Origin of the sequence: Streptomyces sp. NBC_00154 (assembly GCF_026342835.1) — a bacterium.
Lineage (GTDB): Bacteria > Actinomycetota > Actinomycetes > Streptomycetales > Streptomycetaceae > Streptomyces.
This window is the reverse complement of record NZ_JAPEMI010000001.1, coordinates 2,172,840-2,198,580: the sequence shown is the minus strand read 5'-3', so window position 1 is coordinate 2,198,580 and position 25,741 is coordinate 2,172,840. Positions and strand designations below refer to the sequence as shown.

The window sequence follows — 25,741 nt, the reverse complement described above, 5'->3', positions numbered from 1 at the left end:
GTCGACCCACGCGAGCACCACGTCCGCGTGGTCGAGCTGAACGACGTCCTGGTTCTCCACGCCTACCGTCTCGTAGAGGGAAGGGACGCTGCGCAGACGGTCCATGACGAGTTTGCGGGTCACCGTGAGCAGCCGGCGCCGGACCGATCCGTGGGTGCTGTAGAGCCGGCGATGGTCTTCATGGTCCAATTTCTGGGGGAGTGGCCGAGGTGTGCTTTCCCTGGTGGCCGAAGGACACGACACGGTGAGTCGGTTAGAAGTCGCGACCGCGGTCGGCTTGCGTTCCGCCCGTTCGGTGAGTTGGAGCCCGCGCAACCGGCGACCGTCTCAGGCGCCGAGGCGCGGGGGCGTGGCCGTGCCGTGGACCCGCTTGGCGTGGGCCGCGTACTGGCGGCGTCCGATGGCCGGGACGAGCAGCCGAACGGGCAGTGGGGTTGTCGCGAGGACGGCTTTGATGACCTCGGGGTCGCCCTCGTACATGGCCATTCCGAAGACGAGCGCCATGACGTTCCTCGGGGTGACCGCCTTTCCGTGCTCGCCGAGTTGGTGCCACTCCTTCGCGGTCAGGTGCTTCTCGGTCAGCGGCAGGATCTCCTTCTCCTCCAGCGCCGTGTGCTCCACGAGGGCAGTCGTCAGCCTCTCGAACGCATCGGCGAGTTCTTCGCCGCCCTGCCCGGTGGAGCGCCAGCCGTCCAGCAGCCCGGTGACCTCTGTGTACCCGTCCTCGATGGCGTGATGCTGCTGCTCCATTGTCGGCACGATGGCTGCCGCCTCGGCACCCCCGCGCGCCATGAGCTTGGGCCACAGCAACAGGTCCTCGCCCTCGTGGTGTTGGTGCAGGACGGCGCACACCAGCGCCGCGTGGGCACCGACGACCTCCACGCGCCGGGTGTCACCCGGCGCGACGGACCGGATGAGGCCGGGAAGCAGCCGGAATTCTCGGCGTAGCGCTCTGTGCGCCATGTACATGTCGCGCGTATCGGCCATGGGTTCGTTGACGAGTGCAGCCATTGTCTCTTCCTTGTATCGCAGCCGCAGATCCAGTCACGGAATGCGGCTGGTGTCGGCGACCGGGCATGACGTTGTGTACGGGCGGAAAGCCCGTGGGGTGCGGAACCGTCATCGTCGACGGGATTCGCCGGGTGCCCGGCGAAGTCGGGGGCCGCTGTGCCGCTCCTCGGTAGTGCGCCGCCATTTGTCCGGTGCCCGGCCCACGGGCCGGCACAGGTGGGGCGGTTGTGGCCCCTCGGCGGTGAGGAGTGACGCGAGACGGCCAGCAGGCCAGGTGTTACAGAACGATCTCGGCCAGTCGTTCGACTTCGCCGATGTCGTCGAGTGCCGGATTGAAGATCAGTTCATCGGCGCCGATCTCCGTGAAGGACTCCACCGTCGCCTTGACCGCCTCCGCCCCTGCGCTGACTCCGCTGGAGATGAAGTCGGCGGTCTCCGGGCCGATCGCGCTGTAGTAGTCATGGACGTTGGCGCGGCCCGCGTCGGCGTCGGCGAGGGTGAAGTAAGCGATGGCGACCAGACGGGGTGATCCGGGGCGTCCCGCCGCCGCCCAGGCCGCCCTGACGGCGTCGAACGCGGGGGCGATCATGGAGGCGGGGGCCGAAGGGCCGATGTAGCCCTCGCCCGAACGGGCCACGCGCTCGAATGACGCCTGGGTCGCGCCGCCGAACAGGATCGGCACCTCCCGGCTTCCCGCGCTCACCGCGGGGTTGTCGCTGCCGGGGACGGCCTTGCCACGCCAGATGCTCCGGTAAGTCCGGAGATCCCTGTCGAGGCGTGCCCCAGTGCCACGGGGGCCAAGGCCGTCGACGACGAAGTCGTCCGGGCGACCACCCAGCCCGAGACCGAGGGTCAGCCGACTGCCGGAGACTCCGTCGATGCTGGCGGCCTCCTTCGCCAGCATCACCGCGGGCCACACCGGGCCGAGCAGGACGTTGCTGATGAGGCCGATGGTGGCCGTGGCACCGGCGGAGGCCGCCAGTGCCACGGTGTCCATGACACCCGGGTAGGCGATGCGGCCGACGGTGCCGAGCGAAGAGAACCCGGCCTCCTCGGAGCGCCTGGCCCACTCGGGAATGACCGCGGGCCGCACGTTGCGTACCTGGTTGGGAAGGCCGATTCCGATTTTCATCAGGCGTGCTCCTGGAACAAATTCGAACAAATGACTGCTGGGTGGATCATTACTCTTTGAGGTTTTGTGGCAGACAGGTCGGGGTGCGGCGGAGCCCTGGCGCCTCCGCTCCAGAAGTTACGGCCGACCGGAAATGAGGAACGGACCACGGCCGCCAGGCGAGCATGCCAGCGGGGCCCATCCCATGGCCTCAGTCAGATGACCTGACGAGGCAACCCAGGTAGAGATAACGGATCGGTCCGGGCAGACCGGGTTGAGGCCCCTTCCCCCCAGGCTCCGTCGTCCTCGCGATCGGTGCGGAATGATCACGTGAGTCCGAGGGCGGGCAACGGCCGGGTTGTCACGTCCCGCTCGTGATGGCGCAGGCCGCGGTCGCGCAGAGCGGAGATCAGGTGGACGCAGCGGCCGTCGGCGCACATCGCGCCGCGCGGGGGGTGGCCGTCCACCACAACCGCTGCCCGCACGGGCGGGCCGACGGGTGTCTGTCCTGATCGGTGGGTGGGAGGCGACACAACCGAGGAGTCAGCCGCCGCTCGCCGCGTCGAGCACCTCGCCCTGGAAGCGGCATGACGTGGCTTATCGCTGGTCCAGGTTTGCCAGGGCGTCGCGTAGGGCTGCGCGGGAGGTGATGCCGAGTTTGGGAAACGCTTGGTAGAGGTGGCCGCTCACGGTGCGGTGGGAGAGTTGGAGCTTGTAGGCAATTTGTTTGTTGGTGAGTCCGGAGGCGGCGAGGTGAGCGATCTCCCATTCCTGTGGTGTGAGCCTGGTGGTGCCCGGTCCACGCCCAAACGTCCATCCGGCCGCCTTGAGCTCGCGTCTGGCCCGGTCGGCCCACGGACGCGCCTCGAGTTCTTCGAAGGTTTCCAGTGCCGTCACCAGCGCCTTTCTGGCGGCGCTGGTCATTTTCGCTTTCCGTAGCCGTTCGCCGTGGGCGAGCGTCACCCGCGCCCGCTCGAAGGGCCACAGCTCGATGCCCGGGAGGGACAGAGCCTGATGGTAGAGCGCTATCGCCTTGTCGTCCGCCGGGGCCGCCAGGGCTGCGGCACCGCCGACGAGCAGGGCGAGGCGTGGCGAGATGTCCGCGATCCCCGCTTCCTGAGCGGCCCGCACGTGGGCTGTCGCCGCTGCAAGCCGATCGGTGCGCACAGCGGCTTCCACCAGGTCCATCACCACCCACATCGCATGGGGGACATAGCGCGCGAGCGTGCCGGCCGGGCTGATGGCCGCCGCATGCCGATAGGCGCTTTCGAAGTCCCCCTCCGTGATTCCGGACAACACCCGGAGGTGTTCGGCACCGTTCAGCGCCAGACCTGCGCCGCGGGAGACGGCCCACGAGGTCATCGCGTCGGCTGTCTCGGTTGCGGAACCGATGTCCCCGCGTACCGCCGCCACCAGGGCTTTCTCGTACCGGAAGTACCAGGTGTACATGGGGTAGTTGACCTGTTCCCTCAGGTCGAGTCCTTCATCGGCCAGGGTGATCACCTCGTCCCACCGGCCGGTATTGAACGCGTCCTGACAGAGAACCGGAAGAACACCGAGCTGTTTGATCGGCAGACCTGCGGCCCGTCCGTGGCGCAGGATCCCCCAGGACGCGTCGCGCGCGGAGGGCAGTCTGTCGACGTAGACGCACGCGGTACTGACCCGGACGATCTTCGTCGGATCGGTCTCAAGGGCCAGCCCGGTGAGCATGTCGTCCAGGCCGCGCAGCGCGGCGGCATCGGCCCGTGCGGGATCGCCGAGTGTTGCCGCGGTCACCGTCATCACTGGAGGCACCTCGGGCAACTCTTTCATGAGCGCGTTAAACGCTTCCCACAGTTCCCCCCGGCCGCTGAAGTGGCACACCAGCAACAGCACATAAAGGGCTTCGTCCATCGCGGGATCGTAGGCACCCTCTCGGCGCATCGCTTCTTCGAGGGCGCTCACGATCACATGGTGCGCCAAGTCGATGTCACCTGTGCTGTTGAGTATCAGATGAACCGCGGTAGCCGCCGAGTACAGCGAAGCGTGATCCTCGGAACCTGCCTGGCGGGCGCCTTCGAGGAGATGGGAGGCGCTGACCAGTTCACCGGTGGCGTCGGCGCCGATGAAGGCCGCCCGGGCGAGCCGGCGGGCGCGGTCGGGCGCTTCGGGGCTCAGGTGTCCTGCGCGGGTGAGAGCCCGGATCGCGGCGACCGAGTCTCCGCGAGCGATGACCCGGTGGGCGCTGCGTTCGAGGAGGGCCGCGACCTCCTCGTCGGGTTCCACCGATGCCTCGCCCAAGTGCCAGGCACGGCGCTCAAGTTGGTCCTTCAGCACCTCGGCGAGGACGCGGTGCGACGCTCGGCGCTCCGCGGTGGTGGAGGCCTCGACGATCGCAGAGCGGATCAACGGATGCCGGAAGTGCAGCCGATGGTCGCTCTCGTCGATGCGGACCAGGTCATCGTGTTCGGCGGGGCCGAAATCCACCAGTGTGGCTGCGACCAGGGGGTGATGTCCCGCGAGCTGCAGGACGGCCAGATCCCCGGTTCCGTCGAGCGCCGCCACCAACAGGAGGCGGCGCGAGGCTGCGGGCAGATCGGCCACGCGTGAGACGTAGAGGGCTTCGAGACGTCGGCTCAACGGCAGCACATCGGGGAGGCGTTCCAGTGCGGCACGCTGGGGTCCGGTCAAGGCGGTGGGCAGTTCGAGCAGGGCGAGCGGATTGCCGTGGGCGGCGGTGATGATCCTGTCCATCACGCCCCCGACCAGGCCCGGATGACGGGTGCCGACCAGCTGGCGTGCTGATTCGTCGTCCAGCGGCAGGACCTCGTGCTCGGGCAGGCTGCCGCCGTCGAAGAAGCTGTGGTGTCCTCTGCGGGCCGCGGCCAGCACAGTGATGCGGCTACCGGTGAGGCGGCGGGCCACAAAGCCGAGGACCACCGCGCTGGCCCGGTCGATCCAGGGTAGGTCGTCCACGATCAGCAACAACGGCTGCGACGAGGCCGCGCGACGCAACAGGGCCAGAGTGGCGTTGGCGACGACAAGCCCTTCAGGTGCCCGGCCGGTGGTAAACCCCAGGGCCACCCGCAGCGCCTCGCGGTACACGTCGTCGAGCGCCTCGATCTCCTCGTGAAGGAGAAAAAGAATCTGATTCAGACCGGAGTACGTCATATCGGCCTCGAATTCCGCGCCCGCCGCCCGGAGGACCCGGGCACCGGCCGCCGAGGCGCGCTGGGCGACCGCGTTCAGCAAGGCGGTCTTACCCACCCCGGGCTCACCCGACAGCAGCAACGCCCCCGGGACGTCTGCCGTGGGGTCAAGAAGCTCGTCGAGCCGCTCGAGGTCCTGTCGACGCCCGACCAGTTTCCCCGGTCCGCTGTCGTTCGCATGGCGATCGCGGCTCACGGAACGTCTCCCAATCACCTCTATGTCCGCGGGGTAGCTAGCACTACTCAACCCGGACTGTCCACTTTATCCCCTGTTGCGAGGAAGTCGCCGAGGGGCCGACCTGGCGTCCCCGCTGAGCTTGGCGATCAACGGGGACGCGATCGCGTCGGCGGAGGCGTCATCGGGGCGATCCACGACTGACCCGGCCGGCGTGTTTCTCGCTGTCCCGGAGGACATGCCGGCAGGCGCTCATGGTCCGGCGGCGGGTGGTGCGCATGTGCCGGGAGAACCCGGTGCTGACCGCGGCGGACGGCAGCTCGGTTGCGTTCGAATTGACCCAACGCCCAACCGGATTACCCCAAGCCGCAGTTCAGCGTGACCGGCCGCTACTGCGAGAGCGGGCACCGGCTCGTTCGCCATCTACCACATCGCCTACGGCTACATCCGCGAGGTTGACGCCACCTTCGAGCGGGCCGCCGTATCGGTCCGCGGAGGGGGGCTGGATGGTGCGGACGTTCTCGCCGTCAGGATCGAGAACGACAAGGTGGCGGGTGTTTCCATCGAACCTGCCCGTGGTACCAGGATCGGGTGAACGCCAGGATGCGTTGAGCACGGTTGGTCATGCAGAAGCCCTCGCCCTGGGTATTGCCTGGTCAAAGCGGGGGGATGGAACGACGACCGGGGCCGCCACCCCCCACAGGAGAGGCCCCGGTCGTCTTCCGCGGGGCCACATGGCGACCCCGTACTCATCTCAGCGCCGCGACTGCGTTTTCTGTCACACCGCACGGTGTCCGTGAAATGTTGCGGGTTGTACAAGTCATGGACGTGGCCCCCGCGAAGGACGTAGCGTGCTGAGTCGCGCAGGGTGGCGCGGCAGTGGTGACCAGCTGCGATTCAGGACAGCAGGGCAGGTTGAGGGAGTGCTGGGGGACGACGCGGAGCTGACCGCCGCGGTGCTCGCGGCACAGGACGGGGACGAAGACGCCTTCCGTACTGTGTACCGCGCTGTGCAGCCGCGGCTGCTGGGTTATATACGGACGTTGGTGGGGGAGCCGGACGCCGAGGACGTGGCGTCCGAGTCCTGGCTGCAGATAGCGCGGGACCTCGACCGGTTCAGCGGCGACGCCGACCGGTTCCGGGGGTGGGCGGCGCGCATAGCCCGTAACCGCGCCCTCGATCATCTGCGGATGCGCGGCAGGCGCCCCGCGGTCGGCGGCGACGAGACGGAGCTGTCCGAGAAGCCGGCCGAGTCCGACACCGCCGACGAGGCGATCGAGGCCCTGGCCACCGGTCGCACCATGTCCCTCATCGCCCAGCTGCCGCAGGACCAGGCCGAGGCCGTCGTGCTTCGTGTGGTGGTCGGCCTGGATGCGAAGAGTGCGGCGCAGACGCTCGGCAAGCGGCCGGGGGCGGTACGTACGGCTGCGCACCGCGGGCTGAAGCGGCTGGCGGAACTGCTCCATGCGGACAGCGAGACCGGCACGAACGGCGACGGGCGCGGCGTTTCCCACCCGCACGGGAGCGCGGCAGGTCAGGTGGCGGAGCTCGATGCCGTACCCGCGCAGCGCGTCTCGCGCACCGGACTGACGGCGTCCGCCGGTGTGACGCATTCGCGTCCGTGGACGCAGAGGAACATGTGATGGCCGACGAACAGCACGAATGGCTTGACAAGGACGCGGCGGAGAGATTGCTCCGCGGCGAACCGGTCGATCCCGTCGACGGCCACGCGCGTACCGAGGCCGTACGGCTCATGGCCGCGCTGGCCGGCGCCGCCCGCGAAGCCCGGCCGGCCACCGGCGAACTGGCGGGTGAGGCCGCCGCCCTGGCCGCCTTCCGTGCGGTCCCGCGCGCCGCCCGTACGCGGGAACGGTCCGAAACGCGGGCGGCGCAGCCGACGGGGCACGCCACGCAGAGCAACGAGCCGGGGCAGCCAGGACGAGGTGTGCATCCGGGGCTGCCCGAGATGCTCGGAGCGATCCGTATCGGCCCCGCCTCCTCCGCCCAATTCTCCTCGTCCTCCTCCGGTGGTGGCATGCGTTCGCGGCGCTGGAGACGGCCCCTCCGCTTCGGCCTTGCCGCTTCCCTCGCGGGCTGCGCGCTCGGCGGGGTCGCCGTCGCCGCGGGTACGGGCGTGCTTCCGGGCCCGTTCGGCGGGCACGCCGACCCGCTGCCCGCCTCCTCCGTGTCTGCGCCCGCCTCCCCGGGGGAGCTGGGATCCGGGCCCACGTCCGACAGGACGCCCGTCCCGCCGTCGGCTTCCCCGGGCCCGGACACCTCCCCGGACCCCGCCGGCCCGTCCGCTCCCGGCGACGGAACCCGCAAGGGCGACGGCGGTGCGAACGACCGGGACGGTCGGGGCGGCACGGACGGCCAGGACGGCGGTTACGGGGACGACGTCGACGCCGCCCCCCGTTCCGCTGACGGGACCGCCCGCGACAGCACCTCCGGCGGCGGCCAGGGCGGCACGTCCGGCAAATGGCTGGGCCGGACCGTCAGGGCCTGCCGCGACTACCGCGAAGGCGATCTCGACGCCGACCGCAGGCGCCGCCTCGTAGTGATGGCCAGGGGCGCCGGCAACCTGGACCGGTTCTGCAAGCGCGTCCTGGAGCAAGCCGACGGCGACGGCGGTGACGCGCAACAGGGCAGCGGCAGCGGATCCGACGAGGGCACGGGCAACGACGGTCCGGACGCGGTCCGGTCACTCTGGTTCAAACCCGCCGCTACGCCGCCGTCGGGCCCCGCGCTCTCGGCCGCCCCGGGCACCACTGCGTCCACTCGCTGAGCCGCGCCGGCCGCTCCGCTGCCACCGGGTGTGACATTTTCCGGGCCGTCGGCGCAGTACTGAGTGAGCCGACTGGTCATCGGCAGCGCACAGAGCCGGGGTTCCCCCCGTACCTTCGGCTCAGCGCACCTGGCGCGGGCGGGACACGTTCCCCCGGTCCCGCCCGCGCCCCCTTTCCTTCTTCGCACTCACCAGTAGATGACGACCTTGTCGCCGGTGCGGACCTGGTCGAAGAGCGCGGCGATCTTCCCCTCGTCCCGGACGTTCACACACCCGTGCGAGGCGCCGCTGTAGCCTCGGGCCGCGAAGTCCGCCGAGTAGTGCACGGCTTGGCCGCCGCTGAAGAACATCGCGTACGGCATGGCCGTGTGGTAGATCGTCGACACATGGTGCCGGGACTTCCAGTAGATCGAGAAGGTGCCGTCGCGGGTCGGCGTGTACTGCGAGCCGAACCGTACGTCCATCGCCGAGACGACCTGGCCGTCGATCATCCAGGCCAGGGTCTGGCTGTTCTTGCTGATGCAGAGCACCCGGCCGGTCAGGCAGCGCTTGTCGGGCTTGGCGACGGGGCGGGAGGTCGGCGGGTTCAGCTCGACGGCCGTCGGCGTCCGGGTCATGGCGAGCAGCTTCTGCCAGGTGAGCGTGTCCGTCCGGCCCGTCCGGGGCAGTCCGCGCTTGCCCTGGAAGGACTGCACGGCGGCGACGGTGAGGGTGCCGTAGTAGCCGGTGGGGGTCCGGCCGAAGTGGCCGATCTGACGGAGCCGGGCCTGCAGGTCCCGTACCTGCTTGCCCTGGGATCCGGTCGCCATCAGTGTCTTCGCCTGCGGGGCGGGCTTCGGCGTGGCGGACGTCGTCGGTGAGGCTGCCGGTTTCGAGGCAGTCGTGGCGGGCTTGGCGTCGTCGGTCGCCGGGGCGGAGGTCTTCGGCGGTGACGACGCGGCTGCCGGGGACCCGTTGGCGGGCTGCGCCCGGCAGCCCGCGGTGGTGACGGCCAGCGCGAGGACGGCGACGGCGGCCACCGCCGCACCGCCCGGGTGCCTCGCTCTCCGGCCTGTCGTTCCTGCACTGTGCCCGGTTCCGTGTGCCATCCTCGGCCACCTGCTTCCTTCGGTATCCCTTAGGACGAATTCCCGTTCTGCCCGGTTGCCAAAGCCCGCGCATGATGGTGAATGCGGTGGGGAAGCCCGTAGGACGCACCTTGTGAGCAAGGTCCCAGCCTGTGCCTCTCCACCGGTCGCACGCCCACCGCTACAGTCCGTCGCGAGGGTCGTTGGTTACCAGCAAGTAGCTCCAGCGGGAGGCACAGCAGATGACGCGCGAGTCGGAGTCGGGACTGCCCATCGAGCCGGTGTACGGGCCGGACGCACTCGACGGGTGGAACGCCGACGACAAACTGGGCGAGCCGGGCGCCTACCCCTTCACCCGTGGTGTCTACCCGTCGATGTACACGGGCCGGCCGTGGACGATGCGTCAGTACGCCGGGTTCGGCACGGCCTCCGAATCGAACGCCCGCTACAAGCAGCTGATCGCCAACGGCACGATGGGCCTGTCCGTCGCCTTCGACCTGCCCACCCAGATGGGCCATGACTCCGACGCGCCGATCGCGTCCGGAGAGGTCGGCAAGGTCGGGGTGGCGATCGACTCGGTCGAGGACATGCGGGTCCTGTTCGGCGGGATCCCGCTCGACAAGGTCTCCACCTCGATGACGATCAACGCGCCCGCCGCGCTGCTCCTCCTCATGTACCAGCTGGTCGGCGAGGAGCAGGGGGTTCCGGCTGACCGGCTGACCGGCACCATCCAGAACGATGTCCTGAAGGAGTACATCGCCCGCGGCACGTACATCTTCCCGCCCAAGCCCTCGCTGCGGCTGATCGCCGACATCTTCAAGTACTGCAAGGCCGAGATCCCGAAGTGGAACACCATCTCGATCTCCGGCTACCACATGGCGGAGGCTGGTGCCTCGCCCGCGCAGGAGATCGCGTTCACCCTCGCGGACGGCATCGAGTACGTCCGTACCGCCGTCGCGGCCGGCATGGACGTCGACGACTTCGCCCCCCGCCTCTCCTTCTTCTTCGTCGCCCGTACGACGATCCTCGAAGAGGTCGCCAAGTTCCGCGCCGCCCGCCGGATCTGGGCCCGGGTGATGAAGGAGGAGTTCGGTGCGAAGAACCCCAAGTCGCTGATGCTGCGCTTCCACACCCAGACCGCGGGCGTCCAGCTGACCGCCCAGCAGCCCGAGGTCAACCTGGTGCGCGTGGCCGTCCAGGGGCTCGGCGCGGTTCTCGGCGGTACGCAGTCACTGCACACCAACTCGTTCGACGAAGCGATCGCGCTGCCGACCGACAAGTCCGCGCGGCTGGCCCTGCGCACCCAGCAGGTCCTGGCGTACGAGACGGACATCACGGCCACCGTCGACCCGTTCGCCGGTTCGTACGTCGTCGAATCGATGACGGATGCCGTCGAAGCCGAGGCCAGGGACCTCATGCTCAAGGTCGAGGACATGGGTGGGGCGGTCAATGCGATCGAGCGCGGCTTCCAGAAGAGCGAGATCGAGCGCAGCGCCTACCGGATCGCCCAGGAGACGGACAGCGGGGAGCGCGTCGTCGTCGGCGTCAACCGCTTCCAGCTCGACGAGGAGGAGCCGTACGAGCCGCTCCGCGTCGACCCGGTGATCGAGGCCCAGCAGGCGGCCCGGCTGGCGAAGCTGCGGGCCGAGCGCGACCAGGGGGCGGTCGACGAGGCGTTGAGCCGGCTGAAGAAGGCGGCCGAGGGGACGGACAACGTCCTCTACCCGATGAAGGACGCACTGGCGGCGCGGGCGACGGTCGGCGAGGTGTGCAACGCGCTGCGGGAGGTGTGGGGGACGTACGTGCCGACGGACGCGTTCTGATCCGCCCCGACGGTCACCGGGCGGGAATACCACCCGGGAGGAGTGTCGTACCCGCGTGCGACACTCCTTTTCATGCTGGGTGTCACTGATCTTCCGACCTACCTCGTCGGCCTCGTGCTGATCGTTCTGCTGCCGGGGCCGAATTCGCTGTACGTGCTCTCCGTCGCAGCCCGCCGCGGTGTGCGGACCGGGTATGTGGCGGCGGCCGGTGTGTGGACCGGTGACACGGTGCTGATGACGCTGTCCGCGCTCGGCGCCGCCTCCCTGCTGCAGACCACGCCGGTGCTCTTCGCCATCGTCAAGTACGCGGGCGCGGGCTATCTGACCTGGCTGGCTATCGGCATGCTGCGGGCCGCGGCGTCCATGTGGCGCGAGCGGCACCGGCAGATCGCCGAGCTGACCGACGACGCGGCCGGGCCGGGCGGGGCGGGGACGGCGGCCGGCGCGGCGGAGCGGCCGTACCGGCGGGCGCTGGTGGTGAGCCTCTTCAACCCGAAGGCGATCCTGTTCCTGATCTCCTTCTTCGTGCAGTTCGTCGATCCCGGGTACGCCTATCCGGCGCTGTCCTTCCTGCTGCTTGGCACGCTGCTGCAGATCGCCAGCTTCCTCTACCTGTCGACGCTGATATTCGGCGGCACCCGGCTGTCCGCCGCGTTCCGCCGCCGCAAGCGGCTGTCGGCGGGCGCGACTTCGGCTGCCGGTGTGCTGTTCCTCGGTTTCGCGGCGAAGCTCTCGCTCAGCAGCGTGTGAGGTGGGCGGCCCGGCTCACCGGTGCCACGCGTCGCTTCCGACATCGCGGATCATGCGCTGCAGGACTGTGAGCGCGCGTACGTACTCCTCGGCGGGGATGTCCCGGTGGATCTCCGCACCCGCCCGTCCGTGACCGCGAGCGCAGGAAATCAACCGCGCTGGAGGCCGAGGCTGAGCGGTGCCAGATATGCGCCGAGCCCCGAGGCGTCCTCGCCCGCCCAGCCGATGTAGCCGTCGGGGCGGATCAGGAACAGGCCCTTCCCGTATGCCTCGTAGGCGTCGGTGCGGTGGACGCGGACCGCGGCGCTCGCCGAGCCGTCGAACGCAGGGGGTTCCGCGTCCGTGCCGACGACCAGCAGCGTGAAGTGCGGTCCCCGGAACACGTCGAAGAGCCGTCGGCCGTCGCCGGCCGGTCCGTCCGGGGCCCGGTCGCCCGCCACCAGCGCGCCCGCACGGCCGGCCGACAGCGGGCCCTCGCGGTAGCCGAGCCCCAGCTGCTGGGCTGCCGCGCCGCGCTCCTGTTCACCGCGGTGGATGCGGGTGGAGAGCCCCAGCATGTCGGCTGCGACCGGCCGCCGCTCCGCCTCGTAACTGTCGAGCAGTGCGACCGGTGCGCCGTGCCGCAGCACCTGGCCGAGCTTCCAGCCCAGGTTGTACGCGTCCTGGACGCTGGTGTTGAGTCCCTGCCCGCCCGCCGGGGAGTGGACATGGGTGGCGTCGCGGCCCTCGCGGAACCTGTCGGCCAGCGCAGCACGCGGCCGGGCTATCGGGACGGGGCGAAGGTGTACGGCGGTGCGAGGTTCACGGGCACCGATCACGCCGACGGCCTGGAGGCCCATCTGCGGACCATGGTCGACGCCGGCTTCGAACTCTGGCAGGCCGTCCGGGCGGGCACCACCGCGTACGCGTACACGATGGGCTTCGTCAGTGAGGAGCAGGGCGTCCGCCCGATGCCGGACGAGCGGCGGGACGGTTTCGGCATCGGCGAGCGCGCCGAGCGGATGGCGCAGTACCCGCTCGCCGCCGCGGCGGGCGCCGAGATCTTCGCCCACTACGAGGAACGGTTCGAGGACGGCCTGCGGCTGATCGTCGCAGGGATCGAGGCACGGTACGGGGTGCGCTGAGCGGTGGTCAGGCCGGGCGGCCCGACCCGCCCGTCAGGGATCTGCGCAGCAGCGGGGTGCACCACCGCTCCACGTACCGGTGCAGCAGCCACGCCAGCGCCAGCATCAGCGCCACCGTGAGCACCGCCGTCACCCCCGCCGGGATGCCGAGCCGCCGGTGCAACGCGCTCACCGCCACCCACCCCAGATGTTCATGGACGAGATAGAACGGGTAGGTCAGCGCTCCCGCGACTGTCAGCCAAGGGCGGTCGAAGCGGGCGAGGGCGCCGAGTGCGATAGCGGCGACCGCGGCGAAGCCGGCGGTCACGATCGCGATGATGACCAGCGACGAGCGGTACGAGAAGTCGTGCGGGCCCGCCGGGTGCCACAGCGCGGCCACCGCGTAGTGCTGGCCGAGCAGCCAGCTGACGCCGACGATGCCCCAGGCCGTGACGTCCCGCCGGTTGCGGTGGACCAGGTAGAGCCCGATGCCGCCGATGAAGAAGGGGGCGTACTCGGGCATCAGGACCACCTCGGCCAGCGGCTCGCCCGATGCCTCGCCGAGCGCCGCGGCCAGCGTCCACGCGGCGCAGAACAGCACGACCCGTCGCCTGCTGGCCCCCGGCAGCACCACGCACACGGCGAACAGGGCGTAGAAGCGGATCTCCGCCCACAGCGTCCAGCACACACCGAGTACCCGGTCCACGCCCAGTGGCTGCTGCAGCAGTGTCAGGTTCACCAGCGCATCGCTGGGGGAGACCGCCTTGTACGCCACCGCGGGCAGCGCGAAGACCAGTGTCACCAGCAGGACCGCCGCCCAGTACGCGGGCAGCAGCCTGGCCGCCCGGGAGGCGAAGAACGAGGCCAGTGAGCGGCCCCAGCCGCTCATGCAGATCACGAAGCCGCTGATGACGAAGAAGATCTGCACCCCGAGGCAGCCGTAGGCGAACCAGGTGTGGGCGGTGGGGAACAGGGAAGCGGCGGAGGTTCCCCATGCCTTGGTGATGTCGCCGCCCCGGCCACCGTAGTGGTACGCGGCGACCATCAGTGCGGCGACCAGCCGCAGCCCGTCCAGAGCGCGCAGCCGGGGCCTGGCGCGCGCCGGACGGCGGTCCAGGGGAGACGACGACGGGCGTGGTGGCGCCGGCACCGGCGCCGGGGCGGCGAGAACCCGCTCGAGGGTCCTGCCCGGATTCTCCGGAGTGATGGTCACGGCCTTCCCTTCCCACAGTGGCGAAGGGTCAGGTTAGGGCGCTCCGAGGCCCCGAAACGGACGAGAGGGGATCAGTTTCCCGTGCTGACAGGGCGAGTTCATCTTGCGGCCGTTCAGGTTTCTTAGCGTGCTACGGAACCTCAAACGGTTGCCGAACATCTGTACCCCTCCATATGCCCCCTTCCCCCCACGGGCACCAGACGCTTGGAGCGCCATGACGAAAGCCCGCACCCGTTGGCCACGGCAACGTGACGCGGAGGACTCGCTCCCGCCCGAAGGCGGTACGTCCCACCTCGCCACGGTCCGGCCGACGGAACTGGAGACCTGCCTGCGCGCCTGCGCCGCGCACAGCGGGAAGCTGGTCGCCGGGCTCGACCGGCGGCGTACGGCGCTCGCGGAGGCCCTGCGGAATCTGCTGGCCACCCACGCCACGATGGAGCAGCAGACGTCCTCCGGGGCCTCCCCGATCCCGCTGCTGCGGCGCACCGCCAAGGGCGGTTCGGGTTCCGCTCTGGTGCTCGGCGACGAGCTGCTCGACCCGCTGCTCGCGGTCGGCAACAAGGCGCTGGACTGCGGTTACGAGGACGAGCTGAAGCTCGCGATCCTCATCACGGACACCGTGCTCACCCAGCGCAAGCGCTCCCGGGCGGGCTGGCGGCTGCGGGCCCGGACGCTGGAGGCGATGGGCGCGGAGATCGCCGCAGTCGAGGCGTACGGGCACTACCTCGACCTCACCGACGAGGACGGCTTCGGGGTCGCGGCGAAGACGGCCGGGCTGCGGGTGGGCGCGGAGCGCCAGAGCGAGCTGCTGCGGAAGCTGGAGCGCGACTGCCCCGAGGCCGCGGCCTTCGCCGGCCGGTCCGTCACCGAGTCCTGGGCCGAGGGCCTGGCGCTGCACGGGCGGGGGGACTGGAACGCGGCACGACCCCGGCTGATCGGCGCACTTCTGACCCAGGACCGGGTCGGTGCGCCGGTACCGGAGATCCAGGAGGCACTGGCCCAGTACCTGGGCCTCGCGCTGGAGGTCAGCGGCGCGGCGGGCAGCGGCGGCAGCCCCCGCGGCAACGCGGGCACCGACGATCTCGCCCTCCTCACGGACCTCATCGCGCTCTACGCCGAGCAGCGCCGGACCCGGATGCGCGGTCCGATCGTCGACCCCACCTTCGGCGGCGTCGAATGGACCACGCTCGGTGAGTTCCGTAACCGCATCGCGGGCAAGTCGATCTGCCTGATCGCCAACTCGCAGCGTGTCGGAACCGGCTCGATAGGTGCCGAGATCGATGCGTACGACCTGGTCGTCCGCTTCAACTCGTACAAGATCGACCCGTCGGCGACCGGCAAGCGCACCGACATCCACGCCACCATCCACAAGCACGGCTTCAACTGGGACCAGAAGGTCCACACCCGGCTGGTCTTCGGTGGCGTCTCCGGCGACTGGAAGTACTCGCTGCGCAACCGGCTGGTGCCGGGCGCCCAGCAGTACCTCGGCGACGAATCGCTGCGCTGGCCGCTGCGCGACATCGGCAAGGTCGGCGCGGATGTCTGGCCGGCCATCCCCACCAGCGGCTTCAACATGCTGTGGCTGCTGGACTACCTGGACGTCAGCCCGCAGCTCGACCTGATCGGCTTCGACTTCTACGAGAGCGGCGCCTACCGGCTGCCCGCCGCGATGAAGATGCCCATCACCTCCGTGCACGAGTACACCAGCGAAAAGGCGTGGGTTATGGAACGCGCCCAGAGCGTCACCGATATGAGGATCCGACTGCGATGACGACGACGCCCACTACGACCGACGCGCCCGTACCACAGGCCCCCGCCCCCGCGAACGCACTCACCGGCAAGCGCCGCGTCGCCTTCGCGAGCTTCGTGGACGAGAACTATCTGCCCGGCTTCCTCGCCCTGCTGCGCAGCCTCGCCCTGTCCAACCCGGCGGTCTGCGAGGACTTCATCGTCCTGCACGACGGGCTGCGCCCCGCCTCCGTCGCACAGATCCGGGCGCTGCACCCGCGCATCGACTTCCGCCAGGTCGACGCCGCGCACTACGACACGTACGCCAAGGGCGACCAGGACAACTACCTGGTCCGCAAGGCGTACTTCATCCTCGATGTCTTCCGGGTGCGCGACTACGACACCGTGATCACCCTGGACACCGACATGGTGGTCCTCGACGATCTGGGCGGCCTGCTGACGCTGCGCGACGGTCTTGCCGCGGTTCCGCAGTTCTTCTACGGGCAGCACAAACTCAACAGCGGGCTGCTGGTCATCCAGCGCGAGTATCTCAGCGACGAGTTCTGCGCGAAGATCGACGACGTCGGCCGCAAGGGCACGTACGAACTCGACAAGCACGACCAGGGCATCCTGAACGCCGTGCTCGACGGTGACTTCGTGCAGCTCGACGCCCGCTACAACTTCGTCAAGCGGCGGCTCTCCGGCGACCTCCCGGTGCCCGACACCACCGCGATCCTGCACTTCACCGGTCGGCACAAGCCCTGGCAGGGCGGCGAGGCCGGCTACGGCCAGGCCGAGGACCGGTGGCGCGAGTTCGAACTGTCCGACGCCGAGTTCCACGCCGCGTACCTGGCGCTGCCGGGCGCCAAGCACCACGACCTGCTGGTGCACTACGGCACCGCGCACGTCCGGCGCACCGCCGACCCCGAGAGCGCCCGCCGGGTCGCCGCCGCACACATCGGCGCCGGTGAGTACCAGGAGGCGGCCGACCTGCTCGGCGGGGTCCGGATCCCCGTCGACGAGGCCTGGTCGCACGAGGTGCTCGGCCACGCGCTGATGAGCGTCTCCCGCTACGAGGAGGCCCGCGCCCAGCTCCTGCTGGCCACCGCCGCCCCCAACCGGGCCGCGACCGCCTTCTCACGCCTCGCCCAGATCGCCTGGATCCACGGCGACGACGCCACCGCCGCGCAGTACGCCCTCGGAGGGCTCGGTGTCGACCCGACCCACCGGGCGAACCGGCTGATGTACCAGCGGACCAAGGACGTTGCCGCCCCCGTCGAGGGACCGGCCGCCGAGCAGCTCGCGCACGTCGCCTTCTACATGGACCGGCAGGGCAACGCCGGGGACAAGCTGCTTCCGGAGAGCGTCCGGTTGGCCTTCGGCCGCGACACCGGCCCGGCCCGCTGGCACTCCGTCCACGCACACCGGCTCTTCGACGAGGCCGCACTGGAACGGGTCAACGCCCGCCGCGGACTGGTCATCGGCGGCGGTGGCCTCTTCATCCCGGACACCGCGCCGAACGGCAACAGCGGCTGGCAGTGGAACGTCCCCGACGAACTGCTGGACCGGATCGACGTACCCGTCATGGTGTACGCGGTCGGGTTCAACGCCTTCGACGGCCAGGCGTACGGCCACGGCCGGGACCGGTTCCTCTCCTCCCTGCGGAAGCTGGTGGAGCGCGCCTCGTTCTTCGGGCTGCGCAACCACGGCTCGATCGAGAAGGTCCGCGAGCTGCTGCCGGCGTCGCTGCACGACAAGGTCCGCTTCCAGCCCTGCCCGACCACGGTCACCCGGCAGCTGGTGGACGGCTGGACCGACCCCGTACAGCGCGAGAACACCGTGCTGATCAACGCCGCGTACGACCGGTCCGGGCTCCGCTTCGGCCACGACTACGCGCACTTCCTCGCCGAGATGGCCACCGCGGTGAAGGAGCTGGGCAAGCGTGCCGAGGTGCAGTGCGTGGCCCACTCGCTGGACGACGAGCGCATCGCCTTCGACCTGCGGCGTGAGCACGGCATCGCGCTGCCGGTGATCCCGATGTACGACTTCGAGAACGACGAGATCCGGTCCACGTACGCCCGGACCAAGCTGGTCATCGGGATGCGCGGGCACGCGGGCATGATCCCGTTCGGCTGCGGTACGCCGATCATCAGCCTGATCTCGCACCCGAAGATGGCGTACTTCCTGTCCGACATCGAACGGCCCGAGTGGGGTATCTCCGTCCACGACCGGTACCTCGGGGCGCGGCTCGTGGAGCGGGCGGCCGGGCTGCTGGACGACCATGCGGCGGCGGTGGCCGATGTGCACGGACGGCAGCAGGAACTGTGGAAGGTCACCGAGGCGAACGCGGCCGACCTCCGAGTGATCCAGGGAGGCGTGCGCGTCTGACGACGCGACGAAGGGGGCGGGGTGCCGACCGGGCACCCCGCCCCCTTCTTTTGCCCTCGATCGACGGGGGATCGAAGCTCGCCGGACCGGTACGAAGCTCGCCGGGCGGGCGCGAAAACCGAGCCCGCCCGGCGATCGAGGAGGCAACGGCCCCGGTCGACCGGCCCGGTCACCGTGGCCGCGCCGGCTACCGTCGCACAACCCGCCGCAACGACTTCGCCCGCCGGGCGACCCTGCGCACCGCGGCATTCCGCGGCAGGAACGCGAACTGTGCGGGCACCCCGCCGGGCAGCCCCAGCGACGTCAGCCGCTTGCGCTTGAAGTAGCGCCAGGTCGCGGCCGTGAGATGGGCGGAGAGATACCGCTCCGCGGCCGACCGCAGCTGCGGATAGATCTTCGGCTGCATCGTGAAGCCGACCGCGGTGATCAGTTCGTTCAACTCGGCCGGGGTCACCGCGACCGCTTCCGGGACCGGGCCCCGGCCGCCGAGGTCCGGCACCAGCGCGTCCACCAGCGTGACCGGAACCCGGTTGCTGTTCTCGAACGGGGACAGCCGCTCCAGCAGCGTCTCCGTACCGACCCGTGCCACCGGCAGCCCGTAGAACGCGGACGCGGTGAGCAGCGCGGTCGAGAAGCAGCCGACGACCAGCGCCGGCCGCATCCGCTGGTACAGCACCTCGGCGAGGACCGGCGCGGTCAGCACCCCCGAGTCCAGCACGGTCAGCTCCGCGCCGAGTTTCGCCGCCTCCGTCTCCATCGCCTGCGACCACTGGGCCGGGGCCGTCGGATGCGGCTTGAACACCAGGCGGGTGTGGCCGAGTCCGACCGCGCCGCGCATCATCCGCAGGTGCAGCTGCTCCTCCTCCGCCGCGCTGATCAGGCCGAGCGCGGAGAGGTACTGGCCGAGCAGCAGCGCGGGCGCGTCCACGGACGGCACGCTCGCCGCGACATCGTGCGCGTCGCCAAGTTCACCGAGCACCTTGAGGAACGCCTCGGTCGGAACGATCTGCGACGCCACGCCGAACTCCGTGAGCAGCAACGGCTTCAGCCCCGGCACGAGGTCGAGGTGGAGCAGCCGCCGCACCCGGGTGCCGATCAGCGGGTCGATCTTGTTCCTGGTCGGGCCGTAGCTCATCAGCCCGTCCGCGTACACGTCGATCGGTACGCCGGTGAAGATATCGGCGATCGCCATCGCCGGGTTGACCTGGATCGACTCGATGGCGAGCTCGATGTCGTCGTCGCCGAGTCCCCAGGCGAGGCGCAGATGCCGCTCCCACAGCGGTACGTCGTCGGGGCGCGGGGCCCAGCCGCTCGGGTGATGGGGGGCGATGGTCGCGTTCCACGACACGACGTCGTCGAACCGGCCGCGCAACGCGTCGAACCCGGGCATCGCGTCGACGGCGGGTGTCGTCTCCGGGATCGCCGCGTTGTTCGAGACGAGGAGGATGCGGCGGTCGGCGTCCGCGAAGACGCCCGCGTCCAGGGCGGCGGCGAGCGTGGCCGCGCCGTAGAGGGTGGAGGCGAAAAAGATCTGTGTCGTACGGGTCCGGCTGCTGCTCATGCGGCCGCCACCTCCTTCGCAGTGACGGGCCGGCGGCGCAGCCGGCGCAGCAGGGTCGCGCGCTGCAGGTCCATCGAGTCCAGGGCGTCGTCCAGCACGTCCTGCGGCATCCGCTTGAGCGCCCCGGCGCTCATCGATTTCAGGGCACGGGCCACAGAAGGTTCGTACCTTTCCATCGAACTCATGTGATGCGAAATGATCGCGCAATAGGTACGGACCGCTTTCGGCAGGAGTGCCTGTGCATCGCGGTCCGCCGCTGTTTCCCTTACGACCTGGTCAAATGAGCGGATGAAATCGAGCTGGCGCACGTCGCCGATCTGGGTCAGTGACGAGGCGACGCCACGCCGGTAGAAAATGCCGAGAAGCCCCAGCACCGCAAAGGAATCCGCCTCGCGGTGCAGCCGCCAGATCCACGGCCGGTCCTCGGCGGTGCGCAGACCGTCCGTGAAGTGCAGCAGCCCGCGGTCCAGGAGCCGGCGGTGGTAGAGGCCCGCCCAGGCGTACGGATAGTCGACCGAGGTGGTGCGCCCGGCGGGCAGGATCGCGTCCCGCGGGTCCATGACCTCGCCCCTGCGGCCGTGCGGGACGCGGTGGACCGTACGGGTCCTGCCGTCGGCCTGGACATGGTCGGTACGGACGAAGTCGCAGCCCAGCGCCTCGGTGCGGGCGAGCAGGTCGGCGTAGAACCCGGGGGCGAGCCAGTCGTCGCCGTCCAGGAAGGCGAGGTACTCGCCGCGGGCCGCGTCCAGACCGGTGTTCCGGGCGGTGGCCAGTCCGCCGTTCTGCTTGTGTCTGCGTACGACCACCCCCGGAATCTCGTCCTCGGCGCGGCGGAGTATGTCCGCGGTCCCGTCGGTCGAACAGTCGTCGACGAGGATGAATTCGAAGTCCTCGCGGGCGTTGGCCCGCAGGCTTCTCAGGGTGTCGGGGGCGTATGTCTGCACGTTGTAGAACGGCACGATTACGGAGAGCTTAACCACCCTTCACACGCTAGGGGGGCGCTCGTCATTTGCCCTGGCCCCAGGAGGGACGGCAGGTGAACGACGAATGTCGGAATGATGAACCGGTCCAAATCCGAGAGGGTTACGGGGCATTTGGGGAGCTGATTCGCCAACAGTCGGCGGGCTGTTAACCATCTGTTGCCGTCACGTTGGGCCGCCAATCGAAATGCCTTCCTAACTTCTAGGACGTGCCCCCACGTACCAGCAAAACGACGGCGCTCCGGGTAGCCGTACTCGCCGACTCGGACACCCGGTGGAAATGGGGCGCGCTCACCGCGCGCCGCCTGACCACCGGGGCCCCGGACGCGTCCCGCGCAGCGGACCGGCCGGTCGAGATCAGCGGACTGCTGCTGCGCGGCCGCGCCACCCCGACCCCGCGCCAGCTCGCCGAGGTCGGCGACGTCGGGATCGAGACCGGCAGGGTGCGCGAGGTGACGGCCGTCGAGTTCCTGGACACCGTGCGGAACGAGGGGTACGACCTGGTGGTCCTCGCCCTGGTCGGCGGCGCCGTCCAGGCGATGCTGCACGGCCTCGCCGCCCTGCGGCAGGACGCCAGGCCCGTCGTCGTCACCGGCTATGTCGGTGTCGTCTACGAGAAGCTTGCCGACGGGCTGCTGCTGCGACACGGCGCGGACGTCGTCCTCGCCAACTCCCGGCACGACGCGGAGCGTTTCCGCGCGGTGTACGAAGGAGTGGGCGCCGACGCCTCGGCCGTCACGGAGGCCGCACTGCCGTTCCTCGGCGGCGCGCCGCACCGGCCGCAGAAGGGCCGCGACACGGTCGTGTTCGCAGCCCAGCCCTCCGTACCGGCCTCCCGCGCCGACCGGACGTACCTGCTGCGCCGGCTTGTCGAGCACGCCAGGCTGCACCCCGACCGCGAGGTGCTGCTGAAGCTGCGCTCCAAGCCGGGTGAGCACACCACGCACATCGAAGAACTTCCGTACCAGCGGCTCGCGGAGAAGCTTCCCGGCGGGCTGCCGCCCAACTTCAGCCTGGTGTACGGGCACATGGGCGAGGTCCTCGACCGCACCGACCTGCTGGTCACGGTCTCCTCGACCGCCGCGCTGGAGTCCCTGCACCGGCGCATCCCGACGGCGATCCTCACCGACCTCGGCGTCCGCGAGACCCTCGGCAACCACCACTTCATCGGCTCGGGCCTGCTCACCTCGTGGGACCGGCTCGACGGCGGATCCCACCCGGAGCCCGACGAGAAGTGGCTGGCCGGCCAGGGCGTCGCCGCAGACGGCACGTACGACACGGCCTACGACACCGCTCGCGCCCGCGTCGACGCGCTGCTGGCCGAGGGCCGCCTGCCCGACCTCACGCCGTACTACACACCCGCCACCGCCCCCGGATACCTCCCCGGCATCCTCGCCCGCCACCACCTGGCCCCGGACGGCCACCCGCTGCCGGGCGCCGCGGCGCCGCGCGAGACCGGTGGGGTGCGGGGTGCGGTCCGCGACGCCGTTCGGGAGGCGGCGCGGGGGGCGTACCGGCAGGGAGTCCAGCGGGTCGCCCCCGTGATCCGGCGGATGGGCGAACTGTGAACACCACTTCAGGAGCAGAGATGACCCCGACCCCGACCGTGCTCGCCGTGATCCCCGCCCGCGGCGGATCCAAGGGCGTCCCGGCCAAGAACATCGCCCAGGTCGGCGGCATACCGCTGGTCGCCCGCGCGGTGCAGGCCTGTCTCGGATCGAGCGAGGTCACCGACGTCGTCGTGACGACCGACGACACGGCCATCGCCGCCGCCGCACGGGCCGCGGGCGACGCGCTGGGGGCCTCCGGGCGGCTGCACTGCGTGCAGCGTCCCGCCGCCATCGCGGGCGACAGGTCGAGCAGCGAGGACGCGGTGCTGCACGCCCTCGACGCGTACGAGGCGATGCACGGCCGCACCGTCGACGTGGTGCTGCTGGTCCAGTGCACCAGCCCGTTCATCACTCGCGAGGACATCGACGGGGTGGCCGCAGCGGTCGCCCGCGAAGGCGCCGACACGGCTGTCACCGTGGCCCCCTTCCACGGCTTCATATGGCGCGACGGCACCGCCGTCGAGGACCACGCCTACGGCGTCAACCACGACAAGGGCGTCCGGCAGATGCGGCAGGACCGCCCCGAGGACCTGCTGGAGACCGGCGCGGCGTACGCGATGAACGTCGCCGGCTTCCGTACCCACCGCCACCGCTTCTTCGGCGACACCACGCTGGTCCGCACCGACCCCGCCCGGGTCCTGGAGATCGACGACCCGCACGACCTGGCCCGCGCCCGCGCCCTCGCGCCGCTCCTCGACCCGTCGCCGCTGCCGACCCGCGACGACATCGACGCCGTCGTCCTCGACTTCGACGGCACCCAGACCGACGACCGCGTCCTCATCGACGCCGACGGACGCGAGATCGTCGCCGTTCACCGCGGCGACGGCCTGGGCATCGCGGCCCTGCGCAAGTCCGGGCTCGACCTCCTCATCCTGTCCACCGAGCAGAACCCGGTCGTCGCCGCCCGCGCCAACAAGCTCAGGATCCCCGTCCTGCACGGCATCGACCGCAAGGACCTCGCGCTCAAGCAGTGGTGCGACGAGCAGGGCATCGCGCCCGAGCGGGTGCTCTACGTCGGCAACGACGTCAATGACCTGCCCTGCTTCGCCCTCGCCGGCTGGCCCGTCGCCGTCGCCAGCGCCCACGACTCGGTACGCGCCGCCGCGCGCGCCGTCACGACCACCCCCGGCGGCTTCGGCGCCATCCGCGAAATCGCGGCCTGGCTGCTCGGCCCCAGCCTCACAAACCACCGGTCCACCCCCACCAACAACACCACCAAGTAAGGAAACACCCTCATGAGCACCTCCCGCCTGCGCACCCTCGGCACCCGCACCGCCGGCCCCGGTCAGTCCGTCTACATCACCGGCGAGATCGGCATCAACCACAACGGTGACCTCGACAACGCCCTCGCGCTGATCGACGTGGCCGCCGAAGCCGGCTGTGACGCCGTCAAGTTCCAGAAGCGCACCCCGGAGATCTGCACCCCGCGCGACCAGTGGGACATCGAGCGCGACACCCCCTGGGGCCGGATGACGTACATCGACTACCGCCACCGCGTCGAGTTCGGCGAGGCCGAGTACCAGGCCATCTCCGACCACTGCGCCAAGCGCGGCATCGACTGGTTCGCCTCCCCGTGGGACACCGAGGCCGTCGCCTTCCTGGAGAAGTTCGACGTCCCCGCCCACAAGGTCGCCTCGGCCTCGCTGACCGACGACGAGCTGCTCCGCTCGCTGCGTGCCACCGGCCGCACGATCATCCTCTCCACCGGCATGTCGACGCCGCGCCAGATCCGGCACGCGGTCGAGGTCCTCGGCAGCGACAACATCCTGCTCTGCCACGCCACTTCGACGTACCCCGCGAAGGCGGAGGAGCTGAACCTGCGCGTCATCAACACCCTCCAGCAGGAGTACCCGAACGTCCCGATCGGCTACAGCGGCCACGAGACCGGCCTCCAGACGACCCTCGCCGCCGTCGCCCTCGGCGCCGCGTTCGTCGAGCGTCACATCACTCTCGACCGCGCCATGTGGGGCTCCGACCAGGCCGCCTCGGTCGAGCCGCAGGGCCTCACCCGCCTCGTCCGCGACATCCGCACCATCGAGGCCTCCCTCGGTGACGGCGTCAAGAAGGTGTACGAGTCCGAGCTCGGCCCGATGAAGAAGCTCCGCCGGGTCGCGGGCGTCGTCGCCGAGAACACCGAGGCGGCCCCGGCCGCCGAGCTGGCCGCGGTCTGACGGGCCGACCGGTGAACCTCGCCTTCGTCGAGAGCCCGGTCCAGCTCCTGAACGTCCTGGAGTGGGCCTACACAGAGGGAGGCGACGACCTGGTCCGCTCGGACATGACGGTCGTCGTCCTCCCCCCGGTCGACCCGATGTCGCGCGGTCAGCTGCGCCGGATGGCGGAGCTGGCCCGCGACGAGGGCGCCACCGTGCGCTGGCAGGAGGCGCGCGGCGGCGCGGGTGCGCCGCTGAAGGCCCTGCGCGAACTGACGGGACTGCTGCGCAGGGCGGACCGGATCGTGATCGGCGACCCGTTCTCCCGCTATGTGCAGCTGCTCCTCACGATGGTCCGCGCCCGACGCCTCACGGTGGTCGACGACGGCACGGCCACGATGGAGTTCGTCGCCCAACTGGCGCGCGGCGAACGGCTGGTGCGCTGGCACCGGCGTGGCAGATCGGGCGCGCGCGAACTGGTCCTGGCCCCGGTCACGGCCACCGCCCGCCGCCGCTTCACCCCGTCGAGGACCCGTACGGTCGAGGTGTTCACAGCGATGCCGGTCGAGGCTCCGGCCGGCATCACGGTCACCCCCAACACCTTTGCCTGGACCCGCGCCCGCTTCGGTCCGCCGCTGCTCACCCGGGGCGCGGACCTGGTCGGCACATCCCTGGTCGAGACGGGCGTCATCGACCAGGAGCAGTATCTGGAGGCGGTCTCCGCCCTGGCCCGGACCCACGGAGCGACCCGCTACTTCGCCCACCGCCGGGAGTCCGCCGACAAACTCCACGCCCTGGAAGCCGCCACCGGCCTGGAGATCGTCCGCCCGGACCTCCCTCTGGAACTCATCGCCCGCCGCGGCCCGATCGGCCGCACGGTCCTGAGCTTCCCGTCCACGGTCGTCCACACACTGCCACTCGCACTGGTCGGCACCGAGGTCAAGGTCGCGGTCTGCGACATCGCCCCGGAGTGGCTGCGGGACACAGCGTCGCCGCGCGCGCAGGGATTCCTGAGCGGAGTCACGGAGACGGCACGCGACGTACAGCGGCTGGCCCCGTGGCGGGCGACGGCGGTCACGGAGGCGTAGCCGCCGGCGG

Annotated in this window: 17 protein-coding genes and 2 pseudogenes; 11 read left to right on the top strand and 8 right to left on the bottom strand. The window is 70.4% G+C overall.

The genetic code is table 11. The features are described 5' to 3' along the window. Positions 1–327: 327 nt before the first annotated feature. The 3 genes from OHA03_RS09615 to OHA03_RS09605 all read right to left on the bottom strand — a co-directional run bounded on the left by OHA03_RS09615 (position 328) and on the right by OHA03_RS09605 (position 5,506). Complete coding sequence (locus tag OHA03_RS09615) at positions 328–1,011, bottom strand: hemerythrin domain-containing protein (RefSeq protein ID WP_267002745.1); 684 nt, start codon at positions 1,009–1,011, stop codon at positions 328–330. Positions 1,012–1,288: 277 nt separating this feature from the next. Then, positions 1,289–2,143: an LLM class flavin-dependent oxidoreductase gene (locus OHA03_RS09610; RefSeq protein WP_267002743.1), complete on the bottom strand. Its 855-nt coding sequence runs from the start codon at positions 2,141–2,143 to the stop codon at positions 1,289–1,291. Between the two features lie 576 nt (positions 2,144–2,719). Beyond that, the gene (locus tag OHA03_RS09605; protein ID WP_267002741.1) at positions 2,720–5,506 is read right to left on the bottom strand and encodes a LuxR family transcriptional regulator; all 2,787 of its coding nucleotides are present in this window, start codon (positions 5,504–5,506) and stop codon (positions 2,720–2,722) included. 902 nt (positions 5,507–6,408) lie between these two features. Between OHA03_RS09605 and OHA03_RS09600 the strand changes: the two genes are divergently transcribed. After that, positions 6,409–7,128, top strand: coding sequence for an RNA polymerase sigma factor (locus tag OHA03_RS09600; protein ID WP_267002739.1), 720 nt, complete (start codon positions 6,409–6,411; stop codon positions 7,126–7,128). Further along, the gene (locus tag OHA03_RS09595; RefSeq protein WP_267002738.1) at positions 7,107–8,270 is read left to right on the top strand and encodes a hypothetical protein; all 1,164 of its coding nucleotides are present in this window, start codon (positions 7,107–7,109) and stop codon (positions 8,268–8,270) included. The genes OHA03_RS09600 and OHA03_RS09595 overlap by 22 nt, the downstream gene beginning before the upstream one ends. Before the next feature lie 188 nt (positions 8,271–8,458). Here OHA03_RS09595 and OHA03_RS09590 read toward each other — a convergent pair whose 3' ends face one another. Next, positions 8,459–9,358 (bottom strand): L,D-transpeptidase family protein, encoded by a 900-nt coding sequence (locus OHA03_RS09590; RefSeq protein ID WP_267002737.1) that lies wholly within the window; start codon positions 9,356–9,358, stop codon positions 8,459–8,461. 221 nt (positions 9,359–9,579) lie between these two features. On the opposite strand from OHA03_RS09590, the gene OHA03_RS09585 reads away from it, so the two are divergent. Both OHA03_RS09585 and leuE read left to right on the top strand, forming a co-directional pair. Further along, on the top strand, positions 9,580–11,160 hold the full coding sequence (locus OHA03_RS09585; protein WP_267002736.1) for a methylmalonyl-CoA mutase: 1,581 nt from the start codon (positions 9,580–9,582) through the stop codon (positions 11,158–11,160). 72 nt (positions 11,161–11,232) lie between these two features. Then, positions 11,233–11,910, top strand: coding sequence for a leucine efflux protein LeuE (leuE, locus tag OHA03_RS09580; RefSeq protein WP_267002735.1), 678 nt, complete (start codon positions 11,233–11,235; stop codon positions 11,908–11,910). A 149-nt stretch (positions 11,911–12,059) separates the two neighbouring features. Here the strand turns inward: leuE and OHA03_RS09575 are convergent. Beyond that, a pseudogene (locus OHA03_RS09575) lies at positions 12,060–12,671 on the bottom strand (FAD-dependent monooxygenase); the annotation flags it as partial. 3 nt (positions 12,672–12,674) lie between these two features. On the opposite strand from OHA03_RS09575, the pseudogene OHA03_RS09570 reads away from it, so the two are divergent. After that, positions 12,675–13,034 (top strand): annotated as a pseudogene (locus tag OHA03_RS09570) (TetR/AcrR family transcriptional regulator C-terminal domain-containing protein); the annotation flags it as partial. Between the two features lie 7 nt (positions 13,035–13,041). Here OHA03_RS09570 and OHA03_RS09565 read toward each other — a convergent pair. Beyond that, positions 13,042–14,130, bottom strand: coding sequence for an acyltransferase (locus OHA03_RS09565; protein WP_267007989.1), 1,089 nt, complete (start codon positions 14,128–14,130; stop codon positions 13,042–13,044). A 310-nt stretch (positions 14,131–14,440) separates the two neighbouring features. Here OHA03_RS09565 and OHA03_RS09560 point away from each other — a divergent pair, with 310 nt between their 5' ends. Both OHA03_RS09560 and OHA03_RS09555 read left to right on the top strand, forming a co-directional pair. Further along, a complete protein-coding gene (locus OHA03_RS09560; RefSeq protein ID WP_267002733.1) occupies positions 14,441–15,997 on the top strand; it encodes a hypothetical protein in 1,557 nt (518 codons plus the stop codon). Further along, the gene (locus OHA03_RS09555; RefSeq protein ID WP_267002731.1) at positions 15,994–18,342 is read left to right on the top strand and encodes a glycosyltransferase; all 2,349 of its coding nucleotides are present in this window, start codon (positions 15,994–15,996) and stop codon (positions 18,340–18,342) included. The genes OHA03_RS09560 and OHA03_RS09555 overlap by 4 nt, the downstream gene beginning before the upstream one ends. 187 nt (positions 18,343–18,529) lie before the next feature. On the opposite strand, the gene OHA03_RS09550 is transcribed toward OHA03_RS09555, so the two are convergent. Continuing rightward, the gene (locus OHA03_RS09550; protein WP_267002729.1) at positions 18,530–19,903 is read right to left on the bottom strand and encodes a polysialyltransferase family glycosyltransferase; all 1,374 of its coding nucleotides are present in this window, start codon (positions 19,901–19,903) and stop codon (positions 18,530–18,532) included. After that, the gene (locus tag OHA03_RS09545) at positions 19,900–20,883 is read right to left on the bottom strand and encodes a glycosyltransferase family 2 protein (RefSeq protein ID WP_267002727.1); all 984 of its coding nucleotides are present in this window, start codon (positions 20,881–20,883) and stop codon (positions 19,900–19,902) included. The genes OHA03_RS09550 and OHA03_RS09545 overlap by 4 nt, the downstream gene beginning before the upstream one ends. 209 nt (positions 20,884–21,092) lie before the next feature. On the opposite strand from OHA03_RS09545, the gene OHA03_RS09540 reads away from it, so the two are divergent. The 4 genes from OHA03_RS09540 to OHA03_RS09525 are packed head-to-tail and all read left to right on the top strand — an operon-like array spanning position 21,093 to position 25,731. Then, positions 21,093–22,451, top strand: a complete 1,359-nt coding sequence (locus OHA03_RS09540) for a DUF6716 putative glycosyltransferase (protein WP_267002725.1) — start codon at positions 21,093–21,095, stop codon at positions 22,449–22,451. 20 nt (positions 22,452–22,471) lie between these two features. Next, entirely contained in the window at positions 22,472–23,716 is a 1,245-nt protein-coding gene (locus OHA03_RS09535) for an acylneuraminate cytidylyltransferase (RefSeq protein ID WP_267002723.1), read from the top strand. Positions 23,717–23,728: 12 nt separating this feature from the next. After that, on the top strand, positions 23,729–24,664 hold the full coding sequence (locus tag OHA03_RS09530) for an N-acetylneuraminate synthase family protein (protein WP_267002721.1): 936 nt from the start codon (positions 23,729–23,731) through the stop codon (positions 24,662–24,664). 11 nt (positions 24,665–24,675) lie between these two features. Then, a complete protein-coding gene (locus tag OHA03_RS09525; RefSeq protein ID WP_267002719.1) occupies positions 24,676–25,731 on the top strand; it encodes a hypothetical protein in 1,056 nt (351 codons plus the stop codon). Positions 25,732–25,741 lie beyond the last annotated feature (10 nt).